Origin of the sequence: Pseudogemmobacter faecipullorum, from assembly GCF_020539525.1 — a bacterium.
Lineage (GTDB): Bacteria > Pseudomonadota > Alphaproteobacteria > Rhodobacterales > Rhodobacteraceae > Pseudogemmobacter > Pseudogemmobacter faecipullorum.
Map to the genome: position 1 here is coordinate 347,740 of NZ_JACDXX010000002.1, position 11,801 is coordinate 359,540.

The following is an 11,801-nucleotide window of genomic DNA, read 5'->3' on the forward strand; positions in this document are numbered from 1 at the left end:
CTGGCCGGGGTGGCCCTTCCGGCACCGCCCGGCCGGGAGGGCGAAACCCTCAATGGCCGAGGATCTGGCTCAGGAACAGCCGGGTGCGTTCGGATTGCGGATTGCTGAAGAATTCCTTCGGCTCATTCTGCTCGACGATCTGGCCCTGATCCATGAAGATGACGCGGTTGGCCACCGCCTGGGCAAAGCCCATCTCATGGGTGACGCAGAGCATGGTCATGCCCTCTTCGGCCAGTTCGATCATCGTATCGAGCACCTCCTTGATCATCTCGGGGTCGAGCGCCGAGGTCGGCTCGTCAAACAACATGATGCGCGGGCGCATGCAAAGCGAGCGGGCAATGGCAACGCGCTGCTGCTGACCGCCCGAAAGCTGGCCGGGATATTTCAGCGCCTGATCCGGGATCTTCACCTTGGTCAGGAAATGCATCGCGGTTTCCTCGGCCTGTTTTTTCGGGATTTTGCGGACCCAGATCGGCGCGAGAGTGCAGTTTTCCAGAATGGTCAGATGCGGAAACAGGTTGAAATGCTGAAACACCATCCCCACTTCCGAGCGTACTTTATCGATGTTTTTGAGATCATTGGTAAGCTCGGTGCCATCGATGATGATCTGGCCGGACTGATGCTCCTCGAGCCGGTTGATACAGCGGATCAGCGTTGATTTGCCCGAGCCGGAGGGGCCGCAGATCACGATCCGCTCGCCGCGCATCACTGTCATATTGACATCGCGCAGCACATGAAACGAGCCGTACCATTTGTTCATATTGCGGATGTCGATCGCGACCTCATCCGAGACCTGCATCTTTGCCTGAGCCCCGGCTTTTGTCTGTACCTCAGTCATCGGAATACTCCTCAGCGGTGATCGGTTTTCAGCCTGCGCTCAAGCCAGATCGAATAACGGGACATGCCGAAGCATATGACGAAGAAAATGGCGCCGACGAAGATATAGGGCTCCCAGTAGATGCCCTTCCAGTTGATATCGGCCCGCACTGAGGTGGTGACGCCGCGCAGCGGGTCGAGCAGGCCGACGAAGCTGACGAGGGTGGTGTCTTTGAACAGGCCGATGAAGGTCGAGACGATGCCGGGGATCGAGATCTTCAGCGCCTGGGGCATGACAATCAGCCGCTGCGCCTGCCAGTAGGTCAGCCCGAGACTGTCTCCGGCCTCAAACTGGCCGCGCGGCAAAGCGGCAAGCCCGCCCCGGATCACCTCGGCCAGATAGGCGGCGGCAAAGAGCGAGGCGAGGATGATCACCCGCAGGATCAGATCGAAACTGGTCTGCGGCGGCAGGAAATACTGCAGCAGCAGCGAGGCGGTGAACAGGAGAGTGATCAGCGGCACGCCGCGGATAAATTCGATAAAACCGACCGAGAGTATCCGCATCAGGAACATATCCGAGCGCCGCCCGAGCGCGAGCATGATCCCGAGCGGCAGCGAGGAGGCGATGGCGGTAACGCCGATGATGATCGCCAGCAGAAAGCCCCCGATCTGATCCGAGGCCACCGCCGGAATGGCCAGCGGCAGGGCTGCGGCGAGGAGGGGCACCAGTTTTGGCGCCAGATAGAGCAGGCAGAAACCGCCGCCGATCAGCCCGCCGATCAGCCCGATCACCGCCGAACGGTTGCGCGCTGCAATATAGACCAAAGCGAAAATGGCAATCGCGCCGAGGCTGAGCCGGTCGGCATAGGCAAAGGGCGTGGCACCGGCCATGGTGAACAGGCTGGCGAGGCTGAAGTTCAGCACCGCACTGATCACATGCATCAGCCCGAGCAGGGCCCAGATCAGGATCAGCGCCAGCCAGAGCAGCGCCGAAAGGATCCAGCCGATCAGTTGCCCGATCAGCCCGCTGCCGGCGAGAAAGCCCGGCCAGAGGCTTCCGGTGTTCATCCGGGCGAAGAAATCACCGGAAATACTGTCGGAATAGCTGATGATACCGGCGGCAAGCCAGGCTGTGGCGAGGGCGATGATCAGGGCAAAGACCTCATTCAGCGCCTTGGCCTGGTTGCGATAGTAAAGCCCGGCCAGGCCATAGCCGAGCAGAACCGCCAGCAGCTGCGTCACCGGCTGCCAGAACGAGCCGCCCCAGATCAGCCAGATGCTGATGAAGGGGAAAAGCCCGGTGGTGATCCATAAAAGACCAGGGCGGAGGCTGGCGGCCAGCAGCAGCAGCGCAAAGATCGCCAGGGTTGCCAGCAGCACGATGCCAGGAGAGCCAACGGCGTAAAGCGCGGCGAGGGTGAAGATCAGGGTCAGCCCCAGCAGCCAGCGCGCCTTGCCGTCATGGTTAAACAGCACCGGCGCCAGGGCTGCGAGCAGCAGTCCGCCGGTCAGCACCGGCCGCCAGTAATGCGCCTGGGGGTAGAAGCCGAACATATACTGATGCCAGCGCGCCTTAATCATCGCCCAGCAGGCCCCGCTCTCGCCGCCCATGGCAGCGATAATCTCGCGGCATTCCCCCAGTGAATTCGCGTTCCAGACCGAGTGCAGCCACCAGGGCAGGGCCTGCGAGGCCAGCGCCAGCACGATCACCAGACCGGCGACTGAAAGGAGCGTGTTCAGCGGACCCGAGAACAGGTTCAGCCGCAGCCAGCGCAACAGGCCGCTATCGCGCCGGGGCGGGGCCTGGGGCGGCAGCATGCTGGCGCGGGTGAAGGGGTCGGAATGGCTCTGTGTCATCTCAGCGCTCCTTCAGCCGGACGGCCCGGTTGAACAGGTTCATCCCCGCCGAAATGATCAGGCTGATGGTCAGATAGATCAGCATCATCAGCAGCATACATTCCAGCTCGCGCCCGGTCTGATTGAGGGTGATGCCCCCCAGAGTGCCGCGCAGATCAAGATAGCTGACCGCAATCCCCAGCGAGGTGTTCTTGGTCAGGTTCAGCCATTGCGAGATCAGCGGCGGGATGATGACGCGCAGGGCCTGGGGCAGGATCACCAGTTTCATCGTCCGGCCCGGGCGCAGGCCAAGGGCTGCAGCCGCCTCGCTCTGCCCGCCCGAGACGGCCTGAATGCCCGCCCGCACGATCTCGGCGATGAAGGCCGAGGTATAGAGCGAGAGCGCGATCAGCAAAGCGGTGAAGGAATGCATCACCTGGATGCCGCCCTTCAGGTTGAAGCCCTGGCTGACGCCTTGCTCATTGACCGGGAAATGCGGCAATTCCCAGGAAAGACCAAGCGCCCAGAGCAGCATGATCACCGGCAGAAACAGGATGGCCAAGCTGGCCCACCAGGTGGCGGGGCGCTTGCCGGTTTCTTCCTGTATCGCTCTGGCACGGCGGCGCAGGCGGCGGTCGGCGGCAATGGAAAGGGCCAGAACCGCCAGAACCGCGACCAGCGACCAGTTGACAGGCAGGGCGGCAAAGGCGCTGTCGGCGAAAAGCGTGCTCTCGCCCAGCGGGCGGGCGAGCAGCGGCGCGGGGATATTGGTGCCGCGATTGGTCAGGGCGATGGTGTCAAACAACAAAAGTGAGGCGGCGGGTTCGGTCGGGCCGATGGCCTCCAGCGCCGCATCGGGCACAGGCGGGGCGATCAGATAGGGGCGAAACAGCGTCGCGCCCAGCATCAGCCAGAGCAGGGCGGGCAGCAGCAGCCCGGCGATCGCTATGCCGGTGTTATGGCTGCGGGCGCGGGCAAACTGCCAGCCGGCAAGGCAAAGCCCGGCCAGTCCGATCAGCCAGAACAGAAAGGGCATTGAGAAAATCTGCACCGAGGCGAGGCTCTGGAAAAAACCGGTCCCGGCCCGCGCTTCCAGCCCCTCCAGCGCCAGGCGACTGTCGAGCATGGCCTGGGTGACCTTGAACTCATTCGGCGCGGGCATGGTTTCCGAAATCACCACAAAGACCAGCAGGATCCACAGCAGCACCGGAATATTGCGGAACATCTCGACATAGACCGTCATCAGCCGCGCGATCAGCCAGTTGTTCGACAGCCGCAGCACGCCGACGATAATGCCCAGCAGCGTAGCGAGGATACAGCCAAGGAAGGCGATCACCAGCGTGTTCAGCAGGCCGATGATCACCGCCCGGCCATGCGGGCTGTCATTGGTATAGGGGATCAGCGTCTGCTCGATATCATAGCCGGCGCGCACCCAGAGAAAGCCGAAATTGATGTCTTTGCCTTTGGCGGCGAGGTTGGAGATGACATTATCGGCCAGCCAGCCCAGCAGCAGCAAAAACAGCACCAGCGCCACCACCTGGAGGGTGACCGAGCGGAACCGGGTGTCATAGATCAGCATCGAAGGGCGGAAACCGCCGCCAGGCTCTGCTGGTGTTGTGGCAAATGCCATTATATCCCCCCCCGGTCAGATCCGCTGTGAAAAGGCTAAACCTTTCCAGGCCCATGGCGCGGCAGGTGAAGCGCGGCCACAGGAGACGATGGTCGGTCTGACATGTCGGATTGAAAACTGAGAACGAAGAAGGCGCGCCCGGTTTCCCGGACGCGCCTGTTGCAGATCAGCGCATCGGCCAGGCGTATTGCAGCCCGCCCTGGGTCCAGAGCGCGTTCAGGCCGCGCGCCAGACCAATCGGGGTGGCCGAGCCGATATTGGCCTCAAAGATCTCGCTATAATTCCCGCCCGCTGCGATAGCGGCTTTGGCAAAGCCGGTGTCGAGGCCGAACATCGGCCCCAGCTCGCCCTCAAGTCCGAGCAGACGGCGCACTTCCGGATCGGTCGAGGAAGAGGCAACCTCTTCGATATTGGCTTTGGTGATGCCTTTTTCCTCGGCGATCAGCAGGGCATTGAAGGTCCAGCGCACGATATCGCCCCAGACGTTATCGCCATGACGGACTGCCGGCCCGAGCGGCTCTTTCGAGATGATTTCGGGCAGGATGATATGGTTCTCGGCATCGGCCATGGTGGCACGGCCCGAGGCCAGACCCGAGGCATCGGTGGTATAGGCATCACAGGCCCCGGCCAGATACTGGCGCTGCGCCTCGCTGTCATCCTGCACGGTGACGGGCGTGTAGGACATGTTATTGGCTTTGAAGAAATCGGCGAGGTTCAGCTCGGTCGTGGTGCCGGTCTGGATGCAGACCGTGGCGCCGTCGAGCTCTTTGGCCGAAGAAACCCCCAGCTCTTTTTTGACCATGAAGCCCTGGCCATCATAATAATTGATGGCGACGAAATCGAACTTCAGGTCGACATCGCGCGAGAAGGTGGCGGTCGAGTTGCGCACCAGCAGGTCAACCTCCCCCGAAGCAAGGGCGGTGAAGCGGGTCTCGCCGGTGGTGGGGACAAATTTCACCTTTGTCGGATCGCCGAGCACCGCAGCGGCCACCGCGCGGCACAGATCGACATCAAAGCCGACCCAGGTGCCATTGGCATCGGCCATGCCGAAGCCGGTCAGCCCCACATTGACGCCGCAGATCAGTTCGCCGCGCGCTTTCACATCCTCAAGCGTTGCGGCAAAGGCGGTGCCGGCCAGAAATGTGCTGGCCGCCAATGCCCCGACGAATACGGATTTTTTCATAATGACCTCTTCCTGAGCTGTGTCCCGCCGGAGGGGCCGGTCGGGTCTTGTTGTCAGCCTCGGGGCTGGTCAGTCCCTAACGCGGCGGGCCATCAGCCTCAGGCATTTGCCGGTTCATTCGGGTGCCCGGTCACCTCAGTTTCAGAGCAAGATTATATTTCGGTCAATAGGCTCACCAGAAAAGCAGGAAAAACGCTTTTTTTCAGGGCGTTAAAAAGCGGTTCTGCTGCACGGGCAGCCAAAAAGAGAAAAAGGACGGGAATTGTTACCGGCACAATCCGTAGAATCGGTAGGCATGTTCAAAGTCGCGGCGTTTTCCGGCCTCGATCCTTGCGGCATCCTCATCCTCGCCCCATTGCTCATTCTGCCAGGTTTCATCGACACGCGAGGCCTCCCAGGCTGCCGCGACGTCAATTTCCCCCTCGATCAGGGCGAGGGCGAGCAGCAGCGAGCCGGAGATCGCCACCAGGTCATGAAATGCTGCCAGCTCGAATGTATCGAGGCGCATAACCCTGGCCTTCAGCGCCGCAAGGCTGGCGGCGGGCTGATCCACCGGCAGGACACCGGCGGTCACGACCAGCGGCGCCTTCCAGGTCCTGGCGGCCCAGTCGAGCACCGGATCCCAGGCCGCGGCCTGGCGCTGCACCAGGGCCAGGGGGCGCTCGGCCCGGTAGCACAGCAGATCGGTGCCGCCGTAGGCCGCCAGCATTTCGGCAACCTCGGTCTGCTGCAGGCTCAGCTTATCAATCGCCGAATTGGCGCTGCGGGTGGCGGGCATGGTTTCGGGATTGATCTTCCCTTGCTGGGCCTCCCATTCCTCGGCCAGCAGCTCTGCCATGGCCCTTGTCGGCACCACGAGCGGCGCTTTCAGCGGCGTGCGGACCGGGCGCCCGTCGAGATGGAGGGTGAAGCCCTCGCCTGCCTCGGTGACGATGGTTTCTTTCCAGAACCGTTTCGGGGCCCAGTCCGACATATCAGCGCCCCCCGAAGGTTTTGAAGGGATCGGCCGGCACGTCGTCTTCTTTCCAGTCCAGCGATTTCCAGGTGCGCTTCATATGGTCGGGCAGCGGCGCGGTGAAGGTCATCTCTTTTTTGGTGATCGGATGTTCGAAACCGATCGAACGGGCATGCAGATGCAGTTTGCGCGACAGATCGCCGCCCATCCCCGCACCCCAGCCATCGCCCTGGTTCTCGGCATCGCTGCCGCCATATTTGCCGTCACCGATGATCGGATGGCCGATCTCGGCCATATGGGCACGCAGCTGATGGGTACGACCGGTCACCGGCTCCAGCGCCATCCAGGAGAGGCGGGTGCCGAGGAACCACAAGGTGAAGTAATCCGACTGGCTGCGCTTGGCATCGGGATAGTCTGCAGCTTTGGCGGGATGCACACAGATCATCTTCTCGCCCTCGCCGCCACGGCCACGGCCCGGGGCTTTCATCAGATGGAATTTGATCGAGCCCTGGCGCGGGTTAGGCACACCGGCCACCACGGCCCAGTAGATCTTACGGGTCAGGCGGTGACGCAGGGCTTCGGACAAAGCGCGTGCCACCCGGTCGGTGCGGGCCAGCAGCAGGATGCCGGAGGTATCCTTATCAAGGCGGTGCACCAGTTTCGGGCGGTCTTTATAGCCAAATTTCAGCGCCTCGGTCAGGCCGTCGACATGGCGGTCGCCCTGGCCCGATCCGCCCTGCGAGGGCAGGCCCGGCGGCTTGTTCAAAACGATGATATGCTCATCTTTCCACAGCACGCAGCTCTGGATCATTGCCGCATCGGCAGGAGAGATGCCACGGGTGGTTTCGCGCACCGGCGGCGCGCCTTCGGTGATCGGCGGCACGCGTACGGTTTCACCCGGGGCGATCCGGTCGGCCGCTTTGGCGCGGCCGCCATCGATGCGGATCTGGCCGGTGCGGCAGAGCTTTTCGATCTGGCCCTGGGTCAGTTGCGGGAAATGTTTTTTCAGCCAGCGGTCAAGGCGCATTTCGCCTTCGTCTTCGGTGACCTGGATCAGCTGCACAGCGCTCATGCGAGGCTCCTTGCGATTGTGGTGCCGAGGGCGACGGCAGCGAGAGAGAGGAAAACCGAGACCAGCACATAGAGGGCGGCCTCGGCGAGGCGGCCCGCCCCGATCAGTTTCACTGTATCGAGCGAGAAGGCCGAGAAGGTGGTGAAACCGCCGAGCAGGCCGGTGATCAGCAGAGCACTGGTCATATCGCGCCCGGCAAGGGCCACCCAGGCCAGCCCGATCAGGAAAGAGCCCAGCACGTTTACCGCTGCCACTGCCCAGGGGCCGCCGAGTGCCATCACGGCAAGATGGCGCAGGACCGCACCACAGGCCCCGCCGAGAGCGACGGGTACGAGCATAGAAAATTGCATCATTCGCCCCCTTTCTTCAGCGGCTTTTCTGCGGGTTGCTTTCCCTTTTGCAACATTGCGTCATGTTCCGGGTCAGCGCCCGGCACCGGATCATAGCCCTCTCCGCCCCAGGGATGGCAGCGGCAGAGCCGGTGGGTGGTCAGATAAAATCCTTTCAGCCCGCCATGGCGTGACAGGGCCTCAAGCGCATAGGCCGAGCAGCTGGGCTGAAAGCGGCAGCCATGGCCAATCCAGGGGCTGAGCAGCAGCCGGTAGGCATGGACCGGCAAAGCGATCAGCCTGGCAAGCGGGCTCACTTTTCGCCCTCCTGCCGCTCCTCGGATGGTCTGGCCTCCCGGGGCTTTTCTGCCCGTGGCGGCCTTTCGCGGTGCACCGAGGCAAAGGCCTGGGTCAGATCGGCCAGCAGATCCTGGTAATCACGGCTGATGGTCGCGCCGGGGCGCGCCACCAGAACATAATCCCAGCCCGGGCGTCCCAGCCCGGGCAGAATGGCCCGCGCCACTTCGCGCATCCGGCGTCTGGCCCGGTTGCGGGCCACCGAATTGCCGATTTTCTTCGAGGCGGTAAAGCCGATCCGGGTCTGGCTGTCGCCATCGCGCCGGTCGCGCGCCTGCAGCAGGAAAGAGCCGGTGCCCTGGCGTCTGGCCGAGGCGGCACGCAGAAAATCGGCGCGCAGCGGGATCACGACCATCCTGTAACCGCGCGGGGCGGTGGCGGGCGTCTCAGTTGCAGAGATCTCGGTCACGTCAGTCTGGCCCGGCAAAACGGAAACCGCCGGAGGCGCAGCGGGCGTTCCGGCGATCTGCCTCATGCCCTGTGCCTCCGGCGGTGTCATCGCATCATCCTCCGGCCGCTGCATCTCAGCAGGGGCGGTTGATCAGACCAAAATCAAGCCGAGAGCGACTTGCGGCCCTTGGCGCGGCGGGCTGCCAGAACCAGACGGCCGCCTTTGGTGGCCATGCGGGCGCGGAAGCCGTGACGGCGGGCGCGGACGAGTTTGGACGGCTGGTACGTGCGCTTCATGGCGACACTCCTTCTATTCGTTTCACAAAGGGCCGGTTGGCCTTCACTTTTTGTCCGGCCCGAAGGCCGCTTTCTTATTATGGTGAATCACCCCCGCGAGGGAGCGCCCGAAAGCCAGAGGATTCGCCATATCGGGGGCGTGAGGCCTGCCCTATAGGGGGGCAGCCTGTCCAAGTCAACGGATGGCGCGGGGCTTGCGAAAACTTCCCCCGCCGGATGGTATCGCGGGCGGGGCAGCGCCGGCACAGATTTACCAGCCTGTCCGGCCTTCAGGGAACGGACGGAAACTTCTGTGTCATACTGTCATTCAGAGGCCAGCTTTGCTAAATCTGTCGCAAAGCGGGTGAAGTGTAAATGTGCAGGCCGGGCTGATGGCGCGCGGTACATTGGGACAAAGGACGGCAGGGGTGAGCGAGGCTCGGGGGCGCAGGCGGTTTGTGCGGAGTTTATCCGGCCGCTTCCTCATGCTTATCATCGGCTTCGTGCTGCTGGCCGAGGCGCTGGTCATCATCCCCTCAATGGCGCGCTACCGTGCCGATTACCTGATCGAACGGCTGAGCCAGGCGCAGATCGCGGCGCTGACCCAGCTGGCCTCGGACACCGGGGTCAGCCCGGAGCTGGAGCGCGAGCTTCTGGCCAATGCCGGGGTCTATAACGTGGTTCTGCGGCGCGATGAGATGCGCCAGCTGGTGCTGTCCTCGCCGGTGCCGACGCCGGTGGCGGTGGATTACGATCTGCGTCTGGCCGGGCCCTGGCAGCTGATCCGCGATGCCGTTGGCACCCTCAGCCACAGCGGGCACCGGGTGGTGCGGGTGATCGGCAATCCGGTGCAGGAGGGCGGGCAGCTGATCGAGATCACCATGCCCGAGGCCCCGCTGCGCGAGGCGATGCTCACCTATCTCTGGCGGCTGTTCAGCCTCGCCACGTTGATGGCGGCGGTGATGGCGGTTTTGCTGTTTCTTGCCGCGCGGCGGCTGATCCTGACGCCGATCCGCCGGGTAATCGTGCATATGAAGGCCTATGCCGAGGCCCCCGAGGATGCGCGCACCGTGATCGAGCCCTCGGCCAGGGTAGAGGAATTGCGCGAGGCCGAAGAGATGATGGCGGCCATGCAGCGCCAGCTGACCGGGGCACTGCGCCAGAAAGAGCGCCTGGCGCAGCTGGGCGGGGCCGTGGCGAAGATCAGCCATGATCTGCGCAATATCCTGACGACGGCACAGCTGTTTGCCGACCGAATTGAGGGCAGTGCCGATCCGGCGGTGGCGCGTTCGGTGCCGAAGCTGGTGAATTCGATCAGCCGCGCCGTCAGTCTTTGTGAGGCGACCCTGGCCTTTGGCAAGGCCGAGGAGGCGCCGCCGCAGCTGACCCGCTTCGCGCTGGCGGCGCTGGTGGCCGAGGTGGCCGAGGGCGAGGGGCTGGCCCTGAATGCCATCCGTGCCGCCTCTGGCCGCGAGCCACAAGAGAACCCGGATACGGCTGCGGATGCGCTGGTTTCGGTTCTCTCGGACATTGCGCCCAATCTGATGATCCGGGCCGATCGCGAGCAGCTCTACCGTGTGCTGTCGAATCTGGTGCGTAATGCCGTGCAGGCGATCACCGCCACCGCCCAGCCCGGCGTGGTTGAGCTTTCGGCCGGAGAAACCGAGCAGGACTGGTGGATTCGCGTCGGCGATACCGGGCCGGGGCTGCCGCCGCGCGCGCGCGAACATCTCTTCGCGGCTTTCCAGGGCGGGGTGCGCAAAGGGGGCACGGGTCTGGGCCTTGCAATCTCGGCCGAGCTGATCCGCGGCCATGGCGGGAAACTTGAACTTTTACGTTCAGATCCTGAGGGAACCGAGTTTATGCTTCACCTTCCGAAGCTTGGCCTGAATGCTGATCTGCAATTGATTGAATGAGATTGCATTTTTCCTCTTGCAACTCCCCCCCACCATCTCTAGATACCCCGCTCACAGTGGACCCATAGCTCAGCTGGATAGAGCATCAGACTACGAATCTGAGGGTCGGGCGTTCGAATCGCTCTGGGTCCGCCATTAAATCTTTTGCGAGATTTAAGCATATTGATAGAAGTGACAGGCTAAGCCGTGACACCCTGCCGATATGAATTTGCTCGCAGATTGCGGACCCATAGCTCAGCTGGATAGAGCATCAGACTACGAATCTGAGGGTCGGGCGTTCGAATCGCTCTGGGTCCGCCACTTTCCCCCTTGTAAACTTCAAGCAAAACTGCCTTTTGCGTCACGAAATTGCCTCGTGGCGTGGTTTGGCATGTCTGGCCTTCTGTTCAGCCGCGATCAGGCTGCGGGCCTCTGGGTTTCATTCTGACGGCTCGGGTTTTCGCCTTTACCGCCTCTCGGGCAGCGCCTCCGGCAATCTGATCTGACCGAATACGCATGTATTCGGACGGAACAGAGTGGGCGGAGGGCGAAGCCCGACCCACGGCCCTGACGATGACTGTCAATGGTGATGGGTGGCCTTGGCGCGGTCCGCAGGCGCAGCCGAGGACACGGGGCCTCCCATCACGCCGCCTTGGCGGCGCTTGCCGATTGACCGGCATCGGCAGGGATGTTGGGCGGTCCTAAGAGTATGAAAAGTCGTCAGACGCGGTGTGAGCCGGGCAAGGCCCGGTCGAGTGCGGCGGCTGTCAATTACTAACCTTGATCCACGCCTGTGCGTGGGTTTCCGACTGTCCCCACCCGGTTTCAGGCAGTGCGCCGCTGTTTCCTGATTGGGAGGCCGTGACAGGCGCGCCGCCAGGTTTCATTCGCCAGCAGAATCGTGAGGCCAATGAACAGCAAAAGCGCGATCCCTAGGAGAGTGTCAGGTCTTCTGTGTATGGCTGATTGGGTCCATGCTTCCTGAGAGGAGCAAGGACGATGACGATTTCCAACGAACTGCTGGACGAGTTGCTGAAGGACTGTAAGCGGCCTGAAGATCTG

10 protein-coding genes, 2 tRNA genes and 1 pseudogene are annotated in these 11,801 nt (G+C 62.8%); 3 read left to right on the forward strand and 10 right to left on the reverse strand.

The features are described from left to right. Positions 1-49: 49 nt before the first annotated feature. The 10 genes and pseudogenes from H0485_RS03515 to rpmH all read right to left on the reverse strand — a co-directional run bounded on the left by H0485_RS03515 (position 50) and on the right by rpmH (position 8,865). Positions 50-799 carry an amino acid ABC transporter ATP-binding protein gene (locus tag H0485_RS03515; RefSeq protein WP_226934000.1) on the reverse strand — a complete coding sequence of 250 codons (750 nt, stop codon included), beginning with the start codon at positions 797-799 and terminating at the stop codon, positions 50-52. Positions 800-849: 50 nt separating this feature from the next. Further along, a pseudogene (locus tag H0485_RS03520) lies at positions 850-1,866 on the reverse strand (amino acid ABC transporter permease); the annotation flags it as partial. Between the two features lie 808 nt (positions 1,867-2,674). After that, positions 2,675-4,282: an amino acid ABC transporter permease gene (locus H0485_RS03525; RefSeq protein WP_226933975.1), complete on the reverse strand. Its 1,608-nt coding sequence runs from the start codon at positions 4,280-4,282 to the stop codon at positions 2,675-2,677. Between the two features lie 166 nt (positions 4,283-4,448). Continuing rightward, positions 4,449-5,465 (reverse strand): amino acid ABC transporter substrate-binding protein, encoded by a 1,017-nt coding sequence (locus tag H0485_RS03530; RefSeq protein WP_226933976.1) that lies wholly within the window; start codon positions 5,463-5,465, stop codon positions 4,449-4,451. A 265-nt stretch (positions 5,466-5,730) separates the two neighbouring features. Next, a complete protein-coding gene (locus tag H0485_RS03535) occupies positions 5,731-6,438 on the reverse strand; it encodes an ATP12 family chaperone protein (RefSeq protein WP_226933977.1) in 708 nt (235 codons plus the stop codon). A gap of 1 nt (position 6,439) precedes the next feature. Then, on the reverse strand, positions 6,440-7,492 hold the full coding sequence (locus H0485_RS03540) for an RluA family pseudouridine synthase (RefSeq protein ID WP_226933978.1): 1,053 nt from the start codon (positions 7,490-7,492) through the stop codon (positions 6,440-6,442). Next, positions 7,489-7,845, reverse strand: a complete 357-nt coding sequence (locus H0485_RS03545) for a fluoride efflux transporter FluC (RefSeq protein ID WP_354002431.1) — start codon at positions 7,843-7,845, stop codon at positions 7,489-7,491. Before H0485_RS03545 ends, H0485_RS03540 begins: the two co-directional genes overlap by 4 nt. Next, entirely contained in the window at positions 7,842-8,138 is a 297-nt protein-coding gene (gene yidD, locus H0485_RS03550; RefSeq protein ID WP_226933979.1) for a membrane protein insertion efficiency factor YidD, read from the reverse strand. Before yidD ends, H0485_RS03545 begins: the two co-directional genes overlap by 4 nt. Next, a complete protein-coding gene (rnpA, locus tag H0485_RS03555; protein WP_226933980.1) occupies positions 8,135-8,677 on the reverse strand; it encodes a ribonuclease P protein component in 543 nt (180 codons plus the stop codon). The genes yidD and rnpA overlap by 4 nt, the downstream gene beginning before the upstream one ends. Before the next feature lie 53 nt (positions 8,678-8,730). Continuing rightward, positions 8,731-8,865, reverse strand: coding sequence for a 50S ribosomal protein L34 (gene rpmH, locus H0485_RS03560; protein WP_226933981.1), 135 nt, complete (start codon positions 8,863-8,865; stop codon positions 8,731-8,733). A 464-nt stretch (positions 8,866-9,329) separates the two neighbouring features. Here rpmH and H0485_RS03565 point away from each other — a divergent pair, with 464 nt between their 5' ends. From H0485_RS03565 to H0485_RS03575, 3 genes are all read left to right on the forward strand, one after another. Next, the gene (locus H0485_RS03565) at positions 9,330-10,760 is read left to right on the forward strand and encodes a sensor histidine kinase (protein ID WP_226933982.1); all 1,431 of its coding nucleotides are present in this window, start codon (positions 9,330-9,332) and stop codon (positions 10,758-10,760) included. A 58-nt stretch (positions 10,761-10,818) separates the two neighbouring features. Then, a tRNA-Arg gene (locus tag H0485_RS03570) sits at positions 10,819-10,895 on the forward strand. A gap of 88 nt (positions 10,896-10,983) precedes the next feature. Continuing rightward, positions 10,984-11,060 (forward strand) — tRNA-Arg (locus H0485_RS03575). Positions 11,061-11,801: the final 741 nt, after the last annotated feature.